This is a genomic window from Bacillus altitudinis 41KF2b (assembly GCF_000691145.1).
GTDB lineage: Bacteria > Bacillota > Bacilli > Bacillales > Bacillaceae > Bacillus > Bacillus altitudinis.
Window position 1 is genome coordinate 1 of the sequence record NZ_ASJC01000003.1, and the last position, 22,467, is coordinate 22,467.

Genomic DNA, 22,467 nt, shown 5'->3' on the forward strand with positions numbered 1-22,467 from the left:
ACCGCGTCTAAATTTAGGGGGTCACTTCACTATTCGGCTCTTTTTCTGTATGACTATATGAAAAAGCAGCCTTTAGTATATCTAAGTAGTCCGCTTTCGTAACGGCACGAACATTGCTTTTTGTAGAGTTGTTTTGTTCTGCTAGTTCAGCCATTTTTTCAAAATCTTCTACTTTTACATAAGATAATTCTTTTAGTGATGGAATACCTAAATTCTTTGTGAATGTATACATACCATCCATTAATTTTTGAATCGCCACATCATCTGCATCCGTTTTATCTGCAAAGCCCATAATGTTTGCAAGCTCTATGTGCAATGATTTGTTTTCAGCTGCATTAAATTGTATGACATAAGGTAAAAACACAGCATTTGCGATACCATGAGGCGTATCATAAAGACTGCCGAGCGCTTCGGCTAAACAATGTACGGCTGCTACATCAGCAGAACCGAAGCATAAGCCAGCGAGTAAACTGCCTTCCTGCATTTTGTATCTTGCTTCTAAATCAGACCCGTCTTCATACGCCTTCGGTAAATAGGTCACAATGGTTTTCATTGCGCTTGCTCCCATCGCCTTAGATATAGGGTTTGTTTCTTTACATGTATAGCCTTCAATCGCATGGACCAGTGCATCAACACCTGTTGCCGCTGTTATACTTTTTGGCACCGTAGAAGTAAGAGCAGGATCCAAAATCGCAATAGTTGGTCGAAGCAAGGCATGTTTTAAGGTGATTTTTTTATGTGAAGCAGCTAACGTAATCACAGATGAACGGGTCACCTCAGAGCCAGTTCCAGCCGTGGTTGGAATACAAATTAAGGGTGATACATTTGTATACGCCTTCTTCCCTGCTATATACTCTTCAGGATTACCGCCATTTGGACCTAATAAAGCAATGGCTTTTGCCGTATCCATTGGGCTGCCTCCGCCAATCGCAATTACCGCTGATGCTTGTACTTTTCTAAAGAGCTCTGCACCCGTTAGACATTCATGATCTCTAGGGTTTGGTGATACTTGATCAAAGACGACAACGGAATAACCAGCTTCTTGTAAATATGCTTCAATAGGCGTCACCAATCCTGCGCTTTTTACACCAGGGTCAGTCACAATCATAATTGTAGCACTAGGCAATACAATGTCCTCTACAATAGAGGCAATATCTTTAGATTTTCCAGTCCCCATGATCATTTTCGTATGACAATCATATTCAAAATTTATCATTGATTTTCTACCCCTTCATTTGTTGATTTAATCGCTTGTTTTTCTGCTCCCCACCATTCTATTCCTTTTAAACCTGGAATGGTAGAAGCGTAAAAAACAGGGTTCTTTCCTACCTTTCTTTGTCCCATGTAATCATTAAGAGCCGCAAAAGCAAATTTGCCTAAAATCGCAATGGCAACCAAGTTAACAATAGCCATAATCGCCATCGACAAGTCCGCTAACGTCCAAACGATTTGTAAGTTGGCGAGAGCACCAAACATGATCATCATTAAAACAGTGATTCGATACACGAATAGCGCGGATACACTGTGATGAATAAAACCGATATTGGCTTCACCGTAATAGTAGCCACCTACAATGGAGCTAAATGCAAAAGTAAAGATCGCAAATGCTAAGAAAATACTAGCCCAAGAACCGAAATGCTGCGCCATTGCAGCTTGAGTAATTTCAATACCTGACAAATCACCTGCTGTTTCTACTGTTGATAGCATAATAATAAATGCTGTACAACTACAAACAACTAATGTATCAAAAAATACGCCTAATAATTGAACAAACCCTTGTTTTACTGGGTGTGAAACATGGGCAGCAGCTGCTGCATTTGGCGCACTTCCCATTCCTGCTTCATTGGAAAACAAACCGCGTTTGACACCGTTCATTATTGCAGCGCCGATTCCGCCTCCAACCATTTGCTCTAATCCAAACGCACTTTTCATAATACTTGCTAATGCTGCGGGTACATCAGCGATATTTGTCACAATCACATAAAGTGCTAAGATAATATAAAACGAGGACATGATTGGCACAATGATTTGGGTAAAGCGGGCAATTCTCTTTACACCACCAAAAATGATGAGAGCCGTAAGAATGGTTACGAATACCCCCATACCAATTGGACTGATACCAAATGAATATCGAAAGGCATTTGTGATGGTGTTCGTTTGTACTGCATTAAAAATTAAGCCAAAACTAAGAATAACAGAAAAGGCAAAGATCCTACTTGGCCATTTCAGTCCAAATTGCTTTTGTATATAATAGCCTGGCCCCCCTTTAAAACCATCACTTGTTCTCACTTTATATATTTGAGCGAGTGTGCTTTCGACAAATGCAGAAGCTCCCCCTAAAACTGCTGCAAACCACATCCAGAAAATAGCTCCAGGACCACCAACTGTGATGGCAATAGCAACACCTGCCATATTTCCAGTTCCAATCCTCGTCGCTGCTCCGATAAAGAAAGCTTGCATTGAAGAAATGTCTTGACTCCCTTTTATTTTTGGAGCTTTTTCAAAAATAGAACGGAAGATCTCTTTTAGTAAGACAATTTGCATAAACTTCATTCTCACCGTAAAGTAGATTCCTATTCCTATTAACATAACGACTAAAATATATGTCCATAAAAAGTCATTTATTGAATTGACAATCGTTTCAAACAAAGCCATCCCCCCTATAAAATCTGAACATTCTAAATAATGAAAGCGCCTACTTTTATCATAGTAAAAATGTTATGATCTATCTATAGAAGTTTTCTGATTGCATCAATCGGCTCATCCGATTTAGGAGGGATTGACGTTGGAAATAAAGCAACTGATGATGTTCCAAACAGCATCAAAAGTATTAAACTTTACAAAAACAGCACAAATACTTGGCTATGCTCAATCTAGTATCACGGCAAATATCGCTGCATTAGAAGAAGAGTTAGGAACCCCTCTTTTTGAAAGGCTTGGAAAAAGGGTCATTTTAACAGAAGCTGGCATGAAGTTTCAAGATTATACGGATAAGATTTTAGGTTTAACAGGAGAAGCATTAGAGGCTGTTGGCGGGATGAGTGAGCCAAGCGGCATTTTAAGAATATGTGCATCTGAAACACAATGTACCTATCGACTTCCTCATATTTTAACGGACTTTCAAACAACGTATCCTAAAGTAGAACTGATTTTCCGTCCCGGAATAGCTGAAAAGGATGTTTTAAATCTATTACTGGAAGGACAAATTGATGTCGCCCTATTATCGATGAATCCTGTCGTATCCTCACATTTAATTGTAAAAGAATTAAAAGATGAACCGATGGCCATTGTATGCTGTCCAACAAATCCATTGAGCAAAAAACAAAAAGTATATCCTATCGATTTAGACGAGCAAAGATTGTTGTTAACTGAAGACTGCGATTATCGTTATGCCTTCGAACACTCTTTGACACAGGCAGGAGCAAAATCGAGAAGTAAACTAGAACTAGCAGATGTAGAAGCCATAAAAAAATGTGTAATGGCTGGGCTAGGAATTGCTGTACTTCCCGAAATTTCTATAAAAAGAGAAATAACAGAAGGCCATATGATTAAAATCAATTGGATGGGACCCTGTCTCACAACGAAAATCCAACTATTCTGGCATAAAAATAAATGGATGTCTCCTGCTTTGAAGGCGTTTGTTGATTTAACAGAGGAATATATCCTTCTCAATGGGTAATGTGAAATATTTACTTGGGCAGCCTTCAATTTCTTTCACCATTAAATATTAACGAGTTATCCAATCATTTAAAGTAAATCACGTGTATACAAAAAGCCCTCTACATAGCTATAGAGGGCTTTTTAGAAGAACAAAGGATTAATAGGATCTGATACTCTTCAAACCAATGATCATAAAGACCACCGTAAAAGCAATTAAAACCGTCGCATCTAATAATAAGATAGAAAGATTAACATTGCCGCTCATGATCTCACCAAAACCAGACATCATCCATGTTTGCGGTATAGTCAAAGAAATCTTCTTCATAATGTCTGGAACGATATCTAAAGGCCAATAAATACCACCCAGCATGCACGATCCTACAATGACAATTGCACTAAAGATTTCAGCTTGTTTTTTTGTTTGAGATAAAGTAGCTATCATAAATCCTAAACTTACGACAAGGCCTATAACAAATGATCCGAACAATAAGATAAGAAACAGGTTGCCTAAGTAGACATTAAAGAAAATAGATAAGATGGTCAAAAGAACACCCAATTGTATCCATCCAAGAAGGAAATATGCCATTAAATAGCCCAGAAGTACATATATTTTATGGATTGGACTCGAAAGCAATCTTTGCCATGTATAATTTTTATACTCCGAATGTATAGATGACAAAGAGCTTGAAATCGCAAACATCATAAACATAATGGTAAAGCCAAGCGGTATTAAATTTGGTTGTTGGCTTGCTTGACCATTTTGATTTTTTTCGGCCAATGAAATCGTACCAGATTCATTTAACTTGTTCAATGCATTGGTGAGAGAAACACTTTTCTGCTCTTTCACACCCTGATTGATTTGATAAATGATGGCAGCTGTCTCTTTTAAATAGGGAGATAAGACTGCATATTCTTCAGTTTTTTTATAAACTGTCACATCAAAAATCTCTTTATTTTCTTTTAGATGGGACTTTAATTGGTTTACGACTTTCACAGACTCAACTACCTTTTCTTCAGATACTAAATCTTTTGCGTCGCTTTCAGTTGCCTTTACCCAGAGAAATTTGGTGTTTTTTTCGAGAATTTGAAAAATTTCTTGATCTAGTTTACCTTGACTGGGCTCTAGAATAAAAGCAACTGTCGGTTTCTTTGTATCAGATGCGGTACTACCAAAGATAAAACTAAATACAATTGGCATCACAAATAAAAAAATGAGGGTCAATGGGGACTTTAATGTTTCTTTTAACTTTAACGTGATAATGGCTAATATTTTATGCATAACGATGCTTCCTTTCAAAAGACATTCTTAATAAAGCAATGATGAAGAAAGCCATTCCCATCCCACAGCTAAGTAATAATCCGTTTTGTATTTCACTAAATTCAGCACCTGCCATACTTTTCAAAAACATTTGAAGTGCAAGAGAATTAGGTAAAAAATAGCTGGTATCAATCACCCATTGTGGGAATAAGTATAAGGGCACCATACTCCCGCCTAAAGCAGCTAACACTTGAGTGCCTAAAATCCCCACACTATTAAACGTTTTTTCTCTTTTGATAAAAGAACCAATCAGCACCCCGAAACCCGCAGCATTTAATATAAAACTACATCCGATCATAACAACAGTAAAAGGCTCTCCCCAGTTCACCTTAAAGACAAAGCTAGTAAATAAAATAATGACCGCAAGTTGAATCATACTCATTAAAATAATGCCCAATAACTTTCCAATGATATAACTAGTATTGCTTAATTTTGATACTAGTAGTCTTTTATAAACTTCTTCTTCTTTTTCCTCTATCATACTGCCAACCAAGAAAACAACAGTCATTAATAAAAAAAGCACACCCATCCCGCCTGCGTAGTATTGGAAGGATGTAATCGGCTGGCTGTTGATATGAATATTTCTTTCGTTCACTAGTTCTTTTTTCAGTTGATCAGACACGACCTCCACTTCTTTACCTTGATTCAACGGCACCAAAATACGATTCATATGATAATTTTGAAAGAATTGCAAAACCACATTTTCTAGGACCATTTCATGTAAGCTTGAATTAGGTCCTTTCAAAATATTCAATTGCACATGATCGTGATTTAATAGGCTTTTTTCAAAATTCGGCTTGATGATTATACCCATTGTAATGTCTCTACTATTTAAATCTTTCTCTAGCTGATTTTTCGAGGTGACCTTCACTTCAAATATGTCACTGAGTTCACTCTTAGACAATGTTGAAAGAAACATTTTACTTGTAGCGGACTTATCTTGATCTGTTATTCCTACTCGAAATGAATTGATCCTAATTTCGCTATCTTTCTTCATATTATCTCCAAATGCTGCACCTAATATAGCAATTAATATGATAGGCATAAAAAAAAGTGTAAAAAAGCTTTTCTTATCCCTAAAAAACAATAATAGATCTTTCAGTACAACCCAAATGCTCATATGCTCACCTCTATTCGGTCTAATCTCGTAATTTTTTACCTGTTAAATACAAGAATACATTTTCTAAATTTGGTTCTACAACTTCTGCTGAAATTAATTGAACATGTAATGCGGTTACACCTTGAATAAGTTGACTTAGTAAATGCTGAGGGTCGTCATCAAATAATGTGATTTGATTTTCCTGTACCACAAAGTCATTCAGTGGGTGGTATTCATTTATGTATTGGCACACTCGCTCCATATCCTTTTGTCCTTGTTCACATTTAATCGTAAAAATGATTTCTCTTTTTTCTCCAACAAGCTCAGCCAATTCACTTAAATCACCTACCTTAATGAAAGAACCTTGATCCATAATAGCTATTTTTTCACATAGATATTCGACTTCCTCCATGTAATGACTCGTATAAATAATCGTCATTCCTTCACTATTTAACGTTTTAACTGTTTCTAATATATGATTTCTGGATTGCGGGTCTATACCCACTGTAGGCTCATCCATTATTAATAGTTTTGGCCGATGCAAAATCGCACATCCGATATTCACTCTTCTTTTCATCCCTCCTGAGAATACTTTCACTTTATCATTCGCTCTATTGCCCAGACCAATTAATTCAAGGATTTCTTGTACTCTGCTTTTTAATTCTTCTCCTTTAAGTCCATACATTTTCCCCCAAAACGTTAAATTTTCTTTTGCTGACATATCTAAATATAAAGCGATCTCTTGCGGAACAATACCAATCAATTGCTGTGCATGCTTTGTTTCTTTATGTAGATCAATGCCTCCAATCGTAACAGTCCCGCTCGTTGCAGGTAGAAGTCCTGTCATGATGCCGATTAAGGTTGATTTCCCTGCACCATTAGGACCCAAAAGCCCAAATGATTCACCAGGTTTCAAGTGGAAGCTAACCCCTTTTAATACTTGTTTACCCTCATAATTTTTGATGATGTTCTGTACTTTTAGCAATTGTAATCTCTCCTCTATTCTTCCTATCTATCATAATCCTATCCAATCATTGCCAACTGTTTTATGGTATGTCTTTCAACTAAAGATCATTTTTTCCAATTTACTCATTTTACCACGTTATGAAATGTAGAAGAACAGTATAGGTCTTTTTATATTTATAAACAAAAAAACTTACAGGAAAAACCCTGTAAGTTTTTTTCGATGGATCATTATTTAGAAATCATGCCATGCGGGTCAATCACAAATTTCTTCGCCACACCCGAATCAAAATCGCTATATCCTTTAGGGGCTTGATCTAGGGAAATGACGGTTGCATTAACGGCTTTGGCGATTTGTGCTCTTCCGCTTAAAATAGATTTCATCAAGCTGCGGTGATATTGCATGACAGGGGTTTGGCCTGTCACAAAGGTATGGGCTTTGGCCCAGCCAAGTCCAATTCGCACTTTCAGAGATCCAACTTTTGCATCTTCATCCACAGCACCTGGATCTTCTGTGACGTAAAGTCCTGGAATTCCAAGCTTACCGCCAACTTTGGTAATATCCATAATTGTATTTAAAACGGTGGCTGGTGCTTCTCCTTGATCTCCATGACCTGAAGCTTCAAAACCGACACAATCGACCGCACAGTCGACTTCTGGCTCTCCAAGGATGTTTGTCATTTGTTCACCGATTCGATCATGTTTTCGTAAGTTAATCGTTTCGCAGCCAAAGCTTCTCGCCTGCTCGAGCCTTTGTTCATTAAGATCGCCGACGATGACAGCAGAAGCGCCAAGGAGCTGAGCGGAATGCGCTGCTGCAAGACCTACTGGCCCTGCACCAGCAATATAGACGGTAGAGCCCGGCTTTACGCCAGCCGTATAAGCACCATGAAAACCTGTCGGGAATATATCAGAAAGCATCGTCAAATCAAGTATTTTTTCCATCGCCTGATCTTTGTCCGGAAATTTGAGTAGCTGGAAATCAGCATATGGCACCATGACGTACTCCGATTGGCCGCCAACCCATCCGCCCATATCTACATATCCATAAGCTGAGCCAGGTCGATCGGGGTTCACATTTAAACACACATGGGTTTTTTGTTCTTTACACATGACGCAGCGACCACAGGCAATATTAAATGGAACTGATACGAGATCACCCTTTTGGATAAACTCTACATCTCGTCCAACTTCAACGACTTCACCAGTAATCTCATGACCAAGGACAAGTCCTTCAGGCGCAGTTGTGCGCCCTCTTACCATGTGCTGGTCGCTCCCGCAAATGTTTGTTGTCACCACTTTTAAAATGACGCCATGCTCACACTTACGTCCAACATTGGCTTTAGGTACACCAGGGCCATCCCTTAAAACCAAATCAGGGTATCCAATATCTTCAACTGCTACATTTCCTGCTCCTTTATAAACGACACCTTTGTTTCCCGACATGTTTTCATTCCTCCCTTTTTGTTTAAAAATGAAGTCTCTCCAAAGTTCTCTCTTTCTCGGGCTTTTTCCTTCTTTCAACCACACATTGACTCAAATAGTAAATGAAAAATGTCTATCCAGGAGAGAAAAATGTATTTTCCAGTCAAATAAAAAAGAAAAAATTGAAAAAAAAGCTAAACATTTGAAGAACATTGTCGATATAAGGAATAAGCCAGACAGGTATCCTTAATCGACAAACAAATTCCTTATATATACTATCATTCCTTACACACCTGGCTGGCCCCTACATATGAAATGAATGCAAAAGACTCTTCTTGTGAAGAGTCTTTTTTATTGACGAATGGTCCATTTCATCGCATGCAAAAAGGCTCCTCTGACGAAGAGCCTTTTTTAATTGCTTGTTCATTACCTGGGAAATATTTTCATCATCATTTTAAGGCTTTGATACAGATGTATGTATCATAATGGTAAACAGAGACGTCTCTAAAGTGATACGCTGAAAAAAGACAGCTGATGTCTTCTTCACTGTACGTTGAAAGAGACTGTGAGCGTTTTTGTTCCTTCATTAGTTCCTGCTTTTGAAAAGATAAGAATACTTCTCCATCCACTTGAAGAACACGATATACCTCTTTCATAACTTGTTCGATATCTGGCAAGTAATAGATGGTCTGCACTGTGAACAATTTATTGAATGATCTGTCTTCAAAAGGTAATTGCTCAGCTTTTCCAAGTGTGATAACGGCTTTTTCCTGCTCGACAAGCCTCTTATGTTTTCTTTTCGCGTATTTTACCATATGACGCGAAGCATCGATTCCATATACTTTCCCTCGATCAAGTTTTTCCGCTACTTTAGATAATGTCATACCTCTTCCAGTACCAATTTCTAAGATCCGGTCGTTTTCTTGTATATTTAAGAGTTGAATCGTCCATTGATTGATATTATGATGATTTTTTTCCATATAGCGGGCAACCCATTTTGAGAACAAGCCCTTTGGTTCCCTCATTTGTTTTCCAATCCAGCTTTGAATCAATGTCAACACCTGCTTTGCACCAGTAAATAAAACTATTTACGAATTTTCTTACTTTTCATATCGGCTCTCGCCTAACAAAAGTTAAGACCTAGTCCTAATTTCTTTGTCTTTTATTAGACGGCACCTTTTCTGAAAATGTTTCGCACGTCATGAAAAATATTTAAACAAATAGGCATTTTCATTAATTGTGCTCAGATTGATTTCGTTTTCCGCATGAGCTGCATATTTTATGAATGTATCTTGATTAGATAAAGGTGGTGCTAGATTATGGGCTTTGGCGGTTATTCTGGAGGCTACTGCGGTGGCTACGGTGGCGGTTTTGCAGGCGGATTCGCATTGCTTGTTGTACTGTTCATTTTGTTAATCATCATCGGTGCAAGCTGGATTTGCTAATGTAAAAGGAGCAGGAAACGATAACGTTTCCTGCTCCTTTTCTTTAATACCAATAGGTTGGATAATTGTACATATAGCGTCTGAGCATTTCTTCTTGCTCTCTTTGCATTCTGTATGGATTGCCGTATCCGTGCTTTAAAGAATGTGGAATAGACGCATATCCGTGCCCCACTGATGGAAACCTCATATATGGTGACATCGACATTCATTGATCACCTCACAATCTCCTTTTACGGTTATCATATGTGCAGGTGATCAATGTGGAGCGTGTCTAAACCTGGTCCTTCTCCCTTGTATAACAATCAAGCATTGCAAGCATCATAAACATGTCAATCTCCTCCTTTTCATGTTTTTATTGTCCTTTTTAGTTCATGTACTTTAGTTGTTTCTGCTTCATTTCTTCATAAAACGTTTCGACTTGTTGTTCATAAAGAACCGTTTCAATGTCTTTGTATTTACGTTGGATCGTCAAAGTAATAAAAAATAAATGGATTGTCATATACGCTCACCTCCCTTCAGTTCGCAGCACGCGAAATAGCCCGCAGATCTTCTTTATCAGTTGACCTGCGGGCACACAAAAATGCAGATCAAAAGACAGTGTCTTCTAACCTGCGATGGATGATACGTGAAATCCTCGTTTACTTAAACAGTTTTGTAGCGTGAACCGTAAAAGGTAAAGGAAGGACACGAGCTCTTCCACAGGCTGATGACATGATGAAATTGGTTGTTGAATTGATCACAAGTAGATACGAATAACATATTCTTCAGCCTCCTTTACGTTTTTAATTACTTTGTAAGTATATCCAGCAAGCACCATTTTGTAAACCTGTTTTTAGTAAATTAGATGATTTTTGTGTGTTTGACTAAATTTCCACAGTGATTCTTGTCCGATTATCCAGTGCAATTTAAAAAAGTCTCCTCATCACATGAGGAGACTTTTCGACTTAATCTTCATCTAGTTCTTGTAGCTTTTTTTGAAAAAAGATCGCACGTTTCACGCAAAGGAAAGCAGCCAATAGGAAAACACAATCAACTGCCAGCATCAGCATTTTTGGTGATGCTTCTATGTGCTGATTTGGTAAAATCGTACCAATATATAAAAAGGTGCTAACAGCAAGCAAAATAAAAGCGTATTGCTTGTAATCTGTCACTAAACCATCCCACTTTTTCTTCACTTGATTCACCTTCCCGTTATCAATGTCTATTGATAGCTTACCATAGTGAGAGAAAGCGAGGGGCATGTAAATCTATCCATTCGTTACTGCGTCGAGCCCTTGTTCAATATCATGTAATAAGTCATCAATATCTTCAATACCGACAGAAATACGGATTAAACCATCTGTGATGCCAAGCTCTTCTCTGCGCTCTTTTGGAATGGATGCATGGGTCATGCGAGCAGGAACAGAGATTAAACTTTCAACCGCCCCTAGGCTTTCTGCGATTGTAAACAATTTCAATTGGCTTAAAAACACGTCGACATTTTCTTCTTTTCCAATATCAAAAGAAATCATACCGCCAAAGCCTGTTGCTTGAGTTTTTGCAAGCTCATGCCCTGGGTGAGCGCTTAAACCTGGGTAATAGACACGTGTAATCGCAGGATGTTGTTCTAAAAACTCAGCGATTTTCTGCGCGTTTTGTTGATGTGCTTCCATTCTAAGTCCGAGCGTTTTCATCCCTCGCATTAGAAGCCACGCATCTTGCGGTCCAAGAATACCGCCTGTAGAGTTTTGAACAAAGTGCAGTTCTTCACCCAGCTCTTCAGTAGCTGTCACGACAAGTCCGCCCACCACATCACTATGGCCGCCTAAATATTTTGTGGCACTGTGCAAGACAATGTCAGCCCCATATGAAATCGGCTTTTGAAAATATGGGGTAAAAAACGTATTATCGACAATCATCAAGATGCCAGCTTCTTTTGTGATCCGGCTTATGGCTTGTAGATCGGTCATTTTCAGCAATGGATTGGTTGGTGATTCAATATAGACGGCTTTTGTTTCTGGTAAAATGGCTTTTTTCACCGCTTCAGGATCACTTGTGTCTACAAATGTAGCTTTAATGCCAATCCGGTTGAGCACCTTTGTCATCACACGATAGGTTCCGCCGTACACGTCGTCAGTCAGTACGATATGATCTCCGCTGTTAAACAGCATCATCACAGCTGTAATTGCAGCCATCCCTGAACCGAATGCATAGCCGTTTGCCCCGCCTTCAAGATCACGAATGACTGTTTCCAGTGCTGTTCTTGTTGGATTCGCAGTTCTGGAATATTCATATCCAGTGTGCTCGCCTGCTTTAGGCTGCTTATAGGTGCTGACTTGGTAAATAGGAACAGACACGGCTCCTGTTTTTTCATCACCAGTGATTCCACTATGAATCATCATTGTTTTTGGCTTCATTTTATTTTCCTCCCTCATAAATACCTTTACTTAGATAACGCTCACTGCTATCAGGAAAAATAGTGACAATCACCGTCCCAGGTGATGCCTTTTTCGCTTCCTCTAAAGCGGCAAATAGAGCGGCTCCAGACGAGCTTCCGATCAGAACACCTTCCTTTTCAGCTGCTTCTTTCACCATTCGGAAAGCATCATCGTCACTGACGGTATAAATCTCGTCAAATAAAGTCGATTCCATATAATCTGGAATAAATTCAAGGCCAATTCCTTCCGTTCTATGCGGCCCCGGCTTTCCGCCATTTAAAATAGATCCTTCTGGTTCCACGATCACTGTTTTTAGCGCTTCTTTTTGCTCTTTTAAATAGGCAGCACAGCCTTGAAACGTTCCGCCAGAGCCCGCTCCTGCTACAAACACGTCTATGTTCCCCTGGAGGTCAGACCATATTTCTGGCCCGAGCGTTTTATAGTAAGTCAATGGATTTACTTGGTTTTTAAATTGTAAGACACAATAAGCATTGTCAAGGCTTGCCTCTAGTTCAAGGGCTCGATCAATCGCACCCTTCATCCCATCTTTTCTTGGTGTATGAATAATTTCTGCACCAAGCGCCTTCATGAGCTGTTGTTTCTCTTGACTAAAATGTTCTGGTACACAGAAGATCGGATGCAATTGATGTTTTCTTGCACTTAGCGCAAGCCCGATGCCTGTGTTTCCTGCAGTTGCTTCAATAATGGTTCCGCCTGGGCGCAGTTTGCCCGATGCCAGCGCTTCTTTAATCAGCATATCACCTAAGCGATCCTTAATACTTCCGCCTGGGTTCATCATTTCAAGTTTTGCATAAACATCAACACCTGCCGGCACACCCATCCCTGACAGTTTTAAAAGCGGTGTGTGGCCAATTAATTCCGTAATATCATGTATGACAGCCATATAAATCCCTTCCTTTGTATGGAAAAGAAGGGGGAAACCCCTTCTTTTATTGTGTTTGCTTTATCATACGCAGGACAAGGTCTGTTGAGTGAATCGCTGCTTGCTCTAGAAATTGATCAAAAGAGATATTGGATTCTTTCCCAGCAATATCTGACAACGCTCGAACGACCACAAATGGCGTTTCAAATAGATGGCAAACTTGCGCAACTGCAGCTGCCTCCATTTCCACTGCATACAGCTCTGGGAATTTCTCTCTCACAAACGCGACACGACCAGGATCATCCATAAATGAATCTCCTGTTGCAATCGTTCCTTTTGCCACTTGAATATGATCGATTTCTGAAGCAGATTCCTCTGCCAGCTTCACAAGCTTTTCATCTGCGAGAAAAGCAGCTGGTAATCCTGGCACTTGTCCATATTCGTAATCAAAGATCGTCACATCCACATCATGATGTCTAACATCAGTAGAGATGACAATATCACCTACATTTAATGAGTGATGGAAACCGCCAGCTGACCCTGTATTGATCACATAATCTGGCTGAAAGCGGTCAAGCAGAAGTGTTGTGCTGACCGCTGCATTCACTTTTCCAATCCCTGATTTTAATAAAATCACTTCTTTATCTTCATAAACACCTGTTGTAAATTCACACCCAGCGATGTTTTCTTGTGTGGCATTCTTTAGTTGGTCTCTTAAAATCGTCACTTCTTCTTCCATTGCACCTATCACTGCGATTTTCAAATAAAAAACATCCTTTCATTCCCTTTTCTTCGCTTCTACGATCCACACAAAATCATTCATTTGATGAAAAGATGTGCTAAAACCTTCTTCTTCAAAGATTTGCTTTAACACACCTATGGATGGATAGTATTCCGTTTCTAAATCCTCTGCAAGCTGATCGAATCCAGCGGCTTTCGCTTTGTTCGTTGCAGCTTGATGTGCTGCTTGATTTTGGAACATTGTATCAGCAAAGACTATTTTACCACCTGAGGGAAGGATGTTGCCATAGGTGTGAATGGCTTGTTTTTTTTCTTCGTCGGTTAAATGATGGAAAGCATATGAACTGACGATCGTATCTGGCTCAAAAGGTGGAGATGGAAACGATAAAAAATCCCCGTCATGAAATACATCTGGTATTCCTTTTTGAAGAGCCGCTTTCTTCATGGCCTCTGAAGGTTCAACGCCAAACACTTTCTTATCTGCTTGAAGCAGTGCCGCCGTTAGGTTTCCTGTGCCGCTTCCAAACTCAATGACATGTTGACCTGCACGGCGAGTAATCTCTTTTAGAATGGCCGGATACCGGCGAAACACTTCTTTATACTGCTCGTCATGACCACTTACAGTGTCATCATAAGATTCAGCCCAATGATCAAATAAAGAAAGAAACTCACGTCCCATTTTTCTTTCCCTCCACTTTATCTATTTATTCCTATCTGTATAGTATGTTTTATTCCGTCGAACAGTTCCTATCCTACCACATCTTCTGATTCTTTCCTACTAAAAAATACTGGGCGGGGTAGAAAAATATTTGCCCTTTTGAATGGGAGAGATTATGATGAATCTAGAGCATGGAGGGATGAATGAAATGGATTTTCAACTAGATTTTTTAAAGGACAAAATTGAATTTTTTGAAGCAACGTCTTTAAAAGAACTTGAACAAAAGATCCAAAAACAAATTGAACATAATCAGGCGATCTTGCTGACTGTTCATTCTGTGAGTCATCAAACGACTGTCATTGATGATAAGATTTTGTATACAGCAGTTGTTCATTTTAAAGCGAATGTCTCATAAAAAAGATTAGCGTGTAGGCAGTCAGGTCTGTGCGCCGGTGCTAGTCCTTCCTAGACTGCAAAGGTTTTCTATCACGCTGAAAAGAAGAAAAAGGCTAAAATGAAGTTCATTTTAGCCTTTTTGTATGCATCTTTTTTATTTTAATTTTTCAACCTTCACAGGTTTCCAGCCTTTTTCGTCCACCCACGTAATTTCTACACGGTAGCGTTCACCTGTTGATTTATCACGGATGGTTCCTTTTGCATCTTGAGGTCCTCCGTTATTTCCTAACCAAATAACAGTCATTTGATCTTCTGAGATTCCTGTCGCATAGGACATGGCTTTGATCATTTCTTTCCAGTCTTTTGAGTTAGCATCATAGGTTGCTGTATGTGATCCCGATTGCTCTGTTCCTACGGGCTCCCAGTTATCGTTTTCATATGTTTTGTCTACGTCACTTGTTTTACCGCCATCTGTTTCTGTGGCATCTTTTAACGCATCTTTGTTTGGCTCTTCTTCATCATCTGTTTTCTTTGTATCGTCTTTTTTGTCAGATGAATCGTCTTTTTTTGCATCCGCATCATCGGATGTATCTTTCTTTTGATCTTTCACATCTTCTTCTGAGTTTTGTTTATTTTCACTCGATGCAGGTGCTGTTTTGGATGGTTCGTCTGCTACATTTGTATCTTTCGGTTTATTAAAAATTAACAAACTCGATGCGACAACCAAAATAAGCACCACAACGATACCAATTAATATGTTAAGCACCATATTCGCCTTTCTGCGCTTATCACGATGTTCAAATCGAGAATTTCTACTCAAAATCTCTGCACTCCTTTGCCTCTGTTCCCTAAGTCGTTACTATTCTAACATGACATGAAGGGATGTTCTATGTCTGTTTCTTTTCAATTTCATTGACCTTTTTTACAATATCATAAAACGCTTCATTTGTCTTAGCCCGGCCACTTGCCTCATCAAGGTGAACAACGACGAGAGCGTATTTTGGTTTTTCTGCCGGAAAGTATCCGGCAAACCACTTGTGATAAAGTGGATTCCCCTGTTTATCTTTGCTGCCGGTTTGGGCAGTGCCTGATTTCCCTGCTATATGGAACGGCAGGTCTTGAAATCTTCTTCCTGTTCCTTTGTCAGAGGTCACCACCTGCCTTAAGTACTTTTGCAAGGTTTGAGCTGTATAGCGGTCAATACTGTCACCATCAGGTCGTTTGTTTTGAAAGGATAGCATCGTTGTTCCGTTTTGATACATCACTTTATCTGCAATCCTCACTTCTTTTCGTTCTCCGCCCCTTGCAATCGTTGCCATCATATTGGCAATTTGTAATGGGGTTGTTTTGACATTTTTTTGACCAATTGCCGTTTGTGCAATGGCTTTTTTGACATGCTTGTCTCTTTTATCTCCCCACACACTGCCTGTTTCTTCACGATCAAACTGTTTGAATTGCTGCTTATGGTATACATCCCCTTCCCAGCCGGCTCGATCCACAAGCCCAAGCTTTGAAGCTGTCTTTTCAATGATTTGATCATCTGTTTGGATGAGCTGCTCAGCGAGTGTCGCAAATGTATAATTACAGCTTTGCGCAAAGCTTTCAGACAGATTCAGTACTTCCTGCTTTCCTTCTGGCTCTCCATATAAATTCTTTCGACAATCATACATCGTTTGTGGCTGGTTCAAGTTTTTTTCAATCGCTGCGGCAAGTACGACCGTTTTAAATACAGAACCGGGAGCCATTGCGGTCAGCATGTAATTTCTTGCCTCATGCCGGTTTTTGCTGGTCACATTTGGAACACTCGCCATCGCCAGCACACTGCTATTTTGAATGTCGAGCAGAACCGCTCCGCCTTTTTCAACACCTTGCGCTTTGAGAACATTCTCCATTTCCCTCTGCATGTCTTCGTCCATAGTTGTCTGCACTTGCAGCGGATAAAACGAATGAGCTTCTGCTGTATATTTGACGTCCATCCCAAACAAAGGGTTTCCCCTTCCGTCCACATGATATAACAATTTTGTGTCTTGCTCTGGTAATAGAAATTCGTCAAATGTACTTTCCAAACCGAATGTACCGATCTCAGTGCGAATCGAAAGCTCTTTTTTGTCCGGATAACGTTTTCTCAAGAGTTCTGGATTCTCGCTTGTGAAACCTAATGTGTGGAGGGCAAGTCTTTTTTTGTCCTTCTCTTTCATATATACGCCGTAAACACCTGAATATTTCATATCATTGATGTCTTTCAGCTTTTTTTTCGTGATATCATCTTTTAAAATGAGTGGTTTCTTCGTTTCTGTCAGCTGGCTCTTCAATTCATCTTCTTCCATCTCAAGTATAGAAGCGGTTTGTTTTAAGTGAGGGAGGTCATATTGCAGGAAAGGAAATATGATGACCGCAGGCTCTTCTTTTGTGAGAAGTGCCTCGCCGTTTCGATCTAAAAATTCGCCGCGTCCGTCTGAAATGACTACTTCTTCTGTCCGCTGCCTGACACTTTCTTGGATCAAATTAATATCAAGCTTTGAAAAAGATTCTGTGAAAAACAACTGAATTTCCGCTAGTCTAAATAGGAGACCGAGCAATAAGATAAAAATAATGACACCTGTCCATTGGATTCTTCTTGTTTTCAGCATAAAAACACCTCGTCCCTATTGTGGACGAGGTGTTTATCGTATAAACGTAATTATGAAATTTTTACAATTTGGACGAACATTTCTCCGCCAGGTGTTTGAACCGTGACTTTGTCGTCTACTTGTTTGCCTAAAAGGCTTTTTGCAATTGGTGAATCGTTTGAAATTTTGCCTTCAAACGGATCAGCTTCTGCACTTCCTACAATCGTATAAGACTCTTCTTCACCGTCTGGTAATTCAACGAATGTCACCGTTTTACCGAGTGAAACAATATTTGAGTTACCTTCATCTTCAATAATTTTGGCATTACGAATCATATTATCAAGCGTTGTAATACGACCTTCTACAAACGCTTGCTCTTCTTTAGCAGAATCATATTCCGAGTTTTCAGAGAGGTCTCCAAAACTTCTAGCGATTTTAATACGCTCTACAACCTCTTTACGTTTAACCGTTTTCAAATATTCAAGCTCTTCTTCTAATTTGCGCTTTCCTTCTTCTGTCATTGGAAATACTTTCTCTTGTGCCATGAATCATTCACTCCTTCTATTAATCCTCATCATACAAGCTTTCTGCATGTGAGTGACGACTGAAATATACAAGAATGAGGACATATTCCGGCCCTCATTCCTTCTGTCCCATATTCGTAAAAGTCCATCTTACATGGCGTCCCTTTTAGATGCAACTATTATGCCTTTTTATTAGGCAGGAACAGCAGCGGTCTCATGATGATGTATTATCTTCATCGCACAAACTGTGGAAAGGCACAGGAAGCTCCTGTACCTCGTTCGGCCATTTCGATCATATGTAGAAGAATAGCTTATCCATTCTCCATCTTCCAATACATAATATGGTCAGTGTACGATATGTCTATGCTATATTATTACAAAATTGCATTTTGATCAAGAATTGTTTGAAAATTTGTGATGATTTGTTTGTCGTTTTTTTAATATACTTTTACAAAGCAGGAATAACTGAAACTTTCAGCATCCCATCGTGATTTTCCTGTCTCCATTTCGCAGCATTGTTTTCCTATCATATCAAATCTTTTATTCAGGGGGCTGCTTCTTACAATGCTCACCGATGATTTCGGACTAGCCATTACTAAAGTATTGACTACAAGAGCATGATGTTGAAAAGACCTTTACGTCGTAAAGGTCTTTGTTCTTCTCCACCATTTACTCTCCGCGGTTTTGAAGAATCGTTTGAATTTTTGTCACCATGAGGTCAATGGCCACATGATTTTGACCGCCTTCTGGGATGATGATATCGGCGTATCGTTTTGACGGTTCAATGAATTGATTGTGCATCGGTCTGACGACAGATACATATTGTTCAATCACGGAATCAATCGATCTGCCTCTTTCTTTCGTATCACGTAAAATACGGCGAATGATCCGAAGATCTGCATCAGTATCCACATACAGTTTAATATCCATTAAGTTTCTTAGACGTTCGTTTTCAAGAGCAAAGATTCCTTCAACGATGATGACATCTTTGGGTTCAACATGTACCGTCTCTTCTGAACGTGTGTTTAGTTTAAAATCATAAATCGGTTTTTCAATGGACTCGTACTTTAGCAGCGCTTCTACATGCTCAATCATCAGGTCATTGTCAAAAGCAAGCGGATGATCATAATTGGTCAGCAGGCGCTCTTCAAATGGCATATGACTTTGATTTTTATAATATAAATCTTGCTGAAGCATGAGGATTGAATGTCCTTTAAATTTTTCGTAAATGGAATTGGTGACGCTCGTTTTACCTGAACCCGAGCCGCCAGCGATTCCAATCACCACTGGTTTTTTCCCCATGTGCCGGTTATTTCCCCTTTCTCATCATGTTGCTAGGGTATACTTTTTGATCAAGCTTAAATTTCACAATTTGCAATGGATGACGAGCGGCATCGATTTCGTTCCCTTTTTCGTCCCAAATCGTCTCAATCTTACATGTGAAATTTTCGATTTCTGGACCGAAAAATTCAACTGCGTCGCCAGCTTTAAAGAAATTACGCTGCTGTAATGTGACAATTTGTTCTTGTTCATCATAATGAAGTACAAGACCGACGAAATCAAAGGTCGTTTTCTTTCCATGAATGCCAAACATTTGTTCATCCGTTCCTGGTACACCTTCAAAAAAGGCAGGAGCCGTGTCACGGTTGGCACATTTGTCTAATTCATCGAGCCATTCTTGTTGAATGACGAAATTGTCTGGATCCGCACAGTAAGCATCAATGACTTTACGATAGACACTGACAACTGTTGCTACATAATGAATGGACTTCATTCGTCCTTCGATCTTTAAGCTATCAATTCCCATTTCGATCATTTGCGGTATGGATTCGATGAGTTTTAAATCTTTTGGACTCATCGCAAATGGTGCGTCTTCTTCACCGAATAAAGGCGCTTCCTCAGAGCCTTCTAGTTTATAAAGATCATAATCCCAGCGGCAAGATTGGCAGCAGCCCCCGCGGTTTGAATCTCTCGCTGTCATATGGTTACTGAGCACGCAGCGGCCAGAATAAGCAATACACATCGCCCCGTGAATGAACGTTTCGATTTCAATATCCACTTTTTCTTTCATTTCTTTAATCTCTAGGGCGCTTGTTTCACGTGCAAGGACCACACGCTCAAGCCCCTCTTCCTTCCAAAACTGCACCGCTTTCCAATTTGAAAGAGACTGCTGTGTGCTTAAGTGGACTTCAAGCTTTGGAGCTACTCGTTTGCATGTTTCAATAATGAGTGGATCAGCGACAATAATTCCCGCTACACCGGCTCCTTCAATCCCTTGAAGATATTCTTCCAGCCCGTCCATGTTTTCGTTGTGGGCGAAAATATTCGTTGTCACATAAATGCGAGCACCGTATTTGTTCGCAAATGCAACACCTTCTGCCATTTCTTCAATTGAAAAGTTATCTGCATTTGAACGAAGTCCAAATTCTTTCCCACCAATAAAAACAGCGTCTGCTCCATAATGCACAGCAATTTTTAGTTTTTCTAAGTTTCCTGCTGGCGCTAGCAGTTCTGGTTTTTTTGTAATGACACGTTTTCCATCGATCACTTCAGAAATTCCATCTTTTAAAAGTGCCATTTCCTCTGCCTCCTTTTATCTTAATAAACCGTTTCTTTAAAGAAAAATCCTGTATCGATTGAGCGGTTGACAGGCTGGATCTCTTCAATACGCTCCACCCATTCATCTTTCTGATCTTCATAGGCTTCCTTATCAGTCACTAGTAAATCAATGGCTTTTCGATAGAGGGATGTCACCTCTGTCATATAAGAAAGTGACTTTAAAATTCCGTCAATTTTAAATGAGTCAATGCCTGCGTCGACAAATTCTTCTAATTCATCAATCATACATACATCATTTGGACTCATAATGTGTGTGCCATTTTCATCCTCAAAAATAGGATATTTGTTTTGACGCTCCTGGTCGTGAAGGAATAGACCTTCTTCCATATTTCTGCCTTCCACGTCCATTTGTTTGCCTTGATATTCAAAATAGTTGCCAACAAGTGTCCGTTTCGATTGGAACATACAGGTCATGCCGTGGACTTGAATTTCAATCTCCACTTCAGCGTTTTCTTTGATATCAATCACGCTATCCATATTGAGTTCTTTGGCAAGAACAGCACGTGTTGCGCCTTTTCTGCCCCAGTAGTTACAAGTGTAATAGTTTGTCCCAGTTGTTTCTGTACTCCAGTGCAGATTCAAGTTGACACCTGTTTCTTTTGCGGCCATGATCACTGCCGGATCTCCAAAAACGACACCATCCACGTTTAACCCATCGAGAAAGGTTAAATAATCTCCAAGCAGTGCCACACGGTCATTATGAAAAATCGCATTCATGGCGACATATACTTTTTTGTGATGTGCATGTGCGAGTTGAACCGTTTGTTTCACATCTTCTCTTGAAAACTCACCTGCAAGACGGATTCCATATGTTTGTTCACCTATTAAAAATGCGTCAGCACCCGCTTCAATGAGCGGCAGTACATCCGACACCTTGCTTGGCGTCACAAGCAATTCTGGTTTTTTCATGATTGGTCACCTCTTTTTGTACTAATGGCGATCCCATCTCCAACCGGAATGATACACGTTTGGTAGTCAGGATTTGACATCAGCCATTGATTGTATCGATCAATTTTGCCTATTAATTGTTTTTTTCGTTTATCTTCAATTTCTTCTTCATAATTTGTCGCAACTAAGCCTTTAAATAATACGTTGTCTGTAATAATCATTCCGTCATCGGACAGCATCGGTTCAAACAGCTCAAAAAAGCGTTGATACTGGCCTTTTGCCGCATCAATGAAGATCACATCATAGGGCGCCATCGTCTGAACCGTTTTAGCTGATTCAATCGCATCGCCAAAAAACACGTGAATTCTATCTTTGAAATGTAATTCTTCAATATTCCGTGTCGCTTCCTCATAACGTTTCGCATTTCGCTCAATCGTATAGATTTCAGCATCTGGCAGAGCTTCTGCCATTCGAATCGCTGAATAGCCAATCGCTGTCCCAACCTCAAGAATCTTCTTCGGTTTTTTCAAAGAAAGCAGCTGCAATAACAGTTCAATGCTCACCTTTTCCATAATTGGCACATGATGCTCTTTCGCATACTCCTCTAATTGAGCGATGGCATCAGGACTCGGCTCAATTAAATCTTCAATATAATCATTTATTTGATCATCTTCGATTGTCATTATATGTCTAGCTCCTTCATGACCTGAAAAAGAAGAGTCCTGCCTGCTGCAGCTCTCTTTCTCGTCAATCTTTCGTTCATCTAAGTAAAAACAACCCGATATATTTTACCACAAAGATGTGGTAATTGCGAACCTATAA

24 protein-coding genes are annotated in these 22,467 nt (G+C 39.5%); 3 read left to right on the forward strand and 21 right to left on the reverse strand.

From position 1 onward, the window contains the following. Window positions 1-13: 13 nt before the first annotated feature. Window positions 14-1,216 (reverse strand): iron-containing alcohol dehydrogenase, encoded by a 1,203-nt coding sequence (locus BA79_RS06260; protein WP_035701661.1) that lies wholly within the window; start codon window positions 1,214-1,216, stop codon window positions 14-16. Then, on the reverse strand, window positions 1,213-2,655 hold the full coding sequence (locus tag BA79_RS06265; protein ID WP_035701665.1) for an alanine/glycine:cation symporter family protein: 1,443 nt from the start codon (window positions 2,653-2,655) through the stop codon (window positions 1,213-1,215). The genes BA79_RS06260 and BA79_RS06265 overlap by 4 nt, the downstream gene beginning before the upstream one ends. 130 nt (window positions 2,656-2,785) lie before the next feature. Between BA79_RS06265 and BA79_RS06270 the strand changes: the two genes are divergently transcribed. Beyond that, window positions 2,786-3,679, forward strand: coding sequence for a LysR family transcriptional regulator (locus BA79_RS06270; RefSeq protein WP_035701668.1), 894 nt, complete (start codon window positions 2,786-2,788; stop codon window positions 3,677-3,679). Between the two features lie 138 nt (window positions 3,680-3,817). Here BA79_RS06270 and BA79_RS06275 read toward each other — a convergent pair whose 3' ends face one another. The 5 genes from BA79_RS06275 to BA79_RS06295 form a co-directional block, all read right to left on the reverse strand. After that, a complete protein-coding gene (locus tag BA79_RS06275; protein ID WP_035701672.1) occupies window positions 3,818-4,939 on the reverse strand; it encodes an ABC transporter permease in 1,122 nt (373 codons plus the stop codon). Then, entirely contained in the window at window positions 4,932-6,098 is a 1,167-nt protein-coding gene (locus tag BA79_RS06280; RefSeq protein ID WP_035701675.1) for an ABC transporter permease, read from the reverse strand. Before BA79_RS06280 ends, BA79_RS06275 begins: the two co-directional genes overlap by 8 nt. 19 nt (window positions 6,099-6,117) lie before the next feature. Further along, on the reverse strand, window positions 6,118-7,062 hold the full coding sequence (locus tag BA79_RS06285) for an ABC transporter ATP-binding protein (protein ID WP_035701677.1): 945 nt from the start codon (window positions 7,060-7,062) through the stop codon (window positions 6,118-6,120). Window positions 7,063-7,271: 209 nt separating this feature from the next. Further along, entirely contained in the window at window positions 7,272-8,486 is a 1,215-nt protein-coding gene (fdhA, locus tag BA79_RS06290; protein WP_017358089.1) for a formaldehyde dehydrogenase, glutathione-independent, read from the reverse strand. A gap of 428 nt (window positions 8,487-8,914) precedes the next feature. Continuing rightward, a complete protein-coding gene (locus BA79_RS06295) occupies window positions 8,915-9,517 on the reverse strand; it encodes a class I SAM-dependent methyltransferase (protein ID WP_017367683.1) in 603 nt (200 codons plus the stop codon). Window positions 9,518-9,784: 267 nt separating this feature from the next. Between BA79_RS06295 and BA79_RS19950 the strand changes: the two genes are divergently transcribed. Further along, window positions 9,785-9,910 carry a YjcZ family sporulation protein gene (locus tag BA79_RS19950; RefSeq protein ID WP_008342643.1) on the forward strand — a complete coding sequence of 42 codons (126 nt, stop codon included), beginning with the start codon at window positions 9,785-9,787 and terminating at the stop codon, window positions 9,908-9,910. Between the two features lie 43 nt (window positions 9,911-9,953). Here BA79_RS19950 and BA79_RS19370 read toward each other — a convergent pair whose 3' ends face one another. The 7 genes from BA79_RS19370 to BA79_RS06320 form a co-directional block, all read right to left on the reverse strand. Beyond that, a complete protein-coding gene (locus BA79_RS19370) occupies window positions 9,954-10,115 on the reverse strand; it encodes a hypothetical protein (protein ID WP_154666048.1) in 162 nt (53 codons plus the stop codon). A 159-nt stretch (window positions 10,116-10,274) separates the two neighbouring features. Beyond that, window positions 10,275-10,409 carry a YrzI family small protein gene (locus tag BA79_RS18960; RefSeq protein WP_008342648.1) on the reverse strand — a complete coding sequence of 45 codons (135 nt, stop codon included), beginning with the start codon at window positions 10,407-10,409 and terminating at the stop codon, window positions 10,275-10,277. 445 nt (window positions 10,410-10,854) lie between these two features. Beyond that, a complete protein-coding gene (locus BA79_RS06300; protein ID WP_017358091.1) occupies window positions 10,855-11,085 on the reverse strand; it encodes a YrhC family protein in 231 nt (76 codons plus the stop codon). Between the two features lie 72 nt (window positions 11,086-11,157). Continuing rightward, window positions 11,158-12,306 carry a bifunctional cystathionine gamma-lyase/homocysteine desulfhydrase gene (locus BA79_RS06305; protein WP_008342652.1) on the reverse strand — a complete coding sequence of 383 codons (1,149 nt, stop codon included), beginning with the start codon at window positions 12,304-12,306 and terminating at the stop codon, window positions 11,158-11,160. Window position 12,307: 1 nt separating this feature from the next. Beyond that, window positions 12,308-13,231, reverse strand: a complete 924-nt coding sequence (locus BA79_RS06310; RefSeq protein WP_007501427.1) for a PLP-dependent cysteine synthase family protein — start codon at window positions 13,229-13,231, stop codon at window positions 12,308-12,310. A gap of 46 nt (window positions 13,232-13,277) precedes the next feature. Then, complete coding sequence (mtnN, locus tag BA79_RS06315) at window positions 13,278-13,973, reverse strand: 5'-methylthioadenosine/S-adenosylhomocysteine nucleosidase (protein ID WP_035701682.1); 696 nt, start codon at window positions 13,971-13,973, stop codon at window positions 13,278-13,280. A 15-nt stretch (window positions 13,974-13,988) separates the two neighbouring features. Next, a complete protein-coding gene (locus BA79_RS06320) occupies window positions 13,989-14,630 on the reverse strand; it encodes a class I SAM-dependent DNA methyltransferase (RefSeq protein ID WP_035701685.1) in 642 nt (213 codons plus the stop codon). Window positions 14,631-14,817: 187 nt separating this feature from the next. Here BA79_RS06320 and BA79_RS06325 point away from each other — a divergent pair, with 187 nt between their 5' ends. Next, window positions 14,818-15,024 carry a YrzA family protein gene (locus tag BA79_RS06325; RefSeq protein WP_024718362.1) on the forward strand — a complete coding sequence of 69 codons (207 nt, stop codon included), beginning with the start codon at window positions 14,818-14,820 and terminating at the stop codon, window positions 15,022-15,024. 135 nt (window positions 15,025-15,159) lie between these two features. On the opposite strand, the gene BA79_RS06330 is transcribed toward BA79_RS06325, so the two are convergent. From BA79_RS06330 to BA79_RS06360, 7 genes are all read right to left on the reverse strand, one after another. Continuing rightward, the gene (locus BA79_RS06330) at window positions 15,160-15,825 is read right to left on the reverse strand and encodes a YrrS family protein (protein ID WP_017367687.1); all 666 of its coding nucleotides are present in this window, start codon (window positions 15,823-15,825) and stop codon (window positions 15,160-15,162) included. 67 nt (window positions 15,826-15,892) lie between these two features. Continuing rightward, on the reverse strand, window positions 15,893-17,635 hold the full coding sequence (locus tag BA79_RS06335; protein ID WP_035701688.1) for a peptidoglycan D,D-transpeptidase FtsI family protein: 1,743 nt from the start codon (window positions 17,633-17,635) through the stop codon (window positions 15,893-15,895). A gap of 50 nt (window positions 17,636-17,685) precedes the next feature. Continuing rightward, window positions 17,686-18,159: a transcription elongation factor GreA gene (gene greA, locus BA79_RS06340; protein ID WP_007501433.1), complete on the reverse strand. Its 474-nt coding sequence runs from the start codon at window positions 18,157-18,159 to the stop codon at window positions 17,686-17,688. A gap of 648 nt (window positions 18,160-18,807) precedes the next feature. Next, complete coding sequence (udk, locus tag BA79_RS06345; protein ID WP_007501435.1) at window positions 18,808-19,440, reverse strand: uridine kinase; 633 nt, start codon at window positions 19,438-19,440, stop codon at window positions 18,808-18,810. 7 nt (window positions 19,441-19,447) lie between these two features. Then, window positions 19,448-20,716 carry a peptidase U32 family protein gene (locus BA79_RS06350; RefSeq protein ID WP_025207695.1) on the reverse strand — a complete coding sequence of 423 codons (1,269 nt, stop codon included), beginning with the start codon at window positions 20,714-20,716 and terminating at the stop codon, window positions 19,448-19,450. Window positions 20,717-20,736: 20 nt separating this feature from the next. After that, complete coding sequence (locus BA79_RS06355) at window positions 20,737-21,666, reverse strand: peptidase U32 family protein (protein ID WP_008342670.1); 930 nt, start codon at window positions 21,664-21,666, stop codon at window positions 20,737-20,739. Next, window positions 21,663-22,328, reverse strand: a complete 666-nt coding sequence (locus BA79_RS06360; protein WP_008342672.1) for an O-methyltransferase — start codon at window positions 22,326-22,328, stop codon at window positions 21,663-21,665. The genes BA79_RS06355 and BA79_RS06360 overlap by 4 nt, the downstream gene beginning before the upstream one ends. Window positions 22,329-22,467 lie beyond the last annotated feature (139 nt).

Coding starts and splice junctions, on each gene's coding strand:
- BA79_RS06260 (WP_035701661.1), bottom strand. CDS start 1,216: ATGATAAATTTTGAATATGATTGTCATACGAAAATGATCATGGGGACT.
- BA79_RS06265 (WP_035701665.1), bottom strand. CDS start 2,655: ATGGCTTTGTTTGAAACGATTGTCAATTCAATAAATGACTTTTTATGG.
- BA79_RS06275 (WP_035701672.1), bottom strand. CDS start 4,939: ATGCATAAAATATTAGCCATTATCACGTTAAAGTTAAAAGAAACATTA.
- BA79_RS06280 (WP_035701675.1), bottom strand. CDS start 6,098: ATGAGCATTTGGGTTGTACTGAAAGATCTATTATTGTTTTTTAGGGAT.
- fdhA (WP_017358089.1), bottom strand. CDS start 8,486: ATGTCGGGAAACAAAGGTGTCGTTTATAAAGGAGCAGGAAATGTAGCA.
- BA79_RS19950 (WP_008342643.1), top strand. CDS start 9,785: ATGGGCTTTGGCGGTTATTCTGGAGGCTACTGCGGTGGCTACGGTGGC.
- BA79_RS19370 (WP_154666048.1), bottom strand. CDS start 10,115: ATGTCGATGTCACCATATATGAGGTTTCCATCAGTGGGGCACGGATAT.
- BA79_RS18960 (WP_008342648.1), bottom strand. CDS start 10,409: ATGACAATCCATTTATTTTTTATTACTTTGACGATCCAACGTAAATAC.
- BA79_RS06305 (WP_008342652.1), bottom strand. CDS start 12,306: ATGAAGCCAAAAACAATGATGATTCATAGTGGAATCACTGGTGATGAA.
- BA79_RS06310 (WP_007501427.1), bottom strand. CDS start 13,231: ATGGCTGTCATACATGATATTACGGAATTAATTGGCCACACACCGCTT.
- BA79_RS06320 (WP_035701685.1), bottom strand. CDS start 14,630: ATGGGACGTGAGTTTCTTTCTTTATTTGATCATTGGGCTGAATCTTAT.
- BA79_RS06325 (WP_024718362.1), top strand. CDS start 14,818: ATGGATTTTCAACTAGATTTTTTAAAGGACAAAATTGAATTTTTTGAA.
- BA79_RS06335 (WP_035701688.1), bottom strand. CDS start 17,635: ATGCTGAAAACAAGAAGAATCCAATGGACAGGTGTCATTATTTTTATC.
- greA (WP_007501433.1), bottom strand. CDS start 18,159: ATGGCACAAGAGAAAGTATTTCCAATGACAGAAGAAGGAAAGCGCAAA.
- udk (WP_007501435.1), bottom strand. CDS start 19,440: ATGGGGAAAAAACCAGTGGTGATTGGAATCGCTGGCGGCTCGGGTTCA.
- BA79_RS06350 (WP_025207695.1), bottom strand. CDS start 20,716: ATGGCACTTTTAAAAGATGGAATTTCTGAAGTGATCGATGGAAAACGT.
- BA79_RS06355 (WP_008342670.1), bottom strand. CDS start 21,666: ATGAAAAAACCAGAATTGCTTGTGACGCCAAGCAAGGTGTCGGATGTA.
- BA79_RS06360 (WP_008342672.1), bottom strand. CDS start 22,328: ATGACAATCGAAGATGATCAAATAAATGATTATATTGAAGATTTAATT.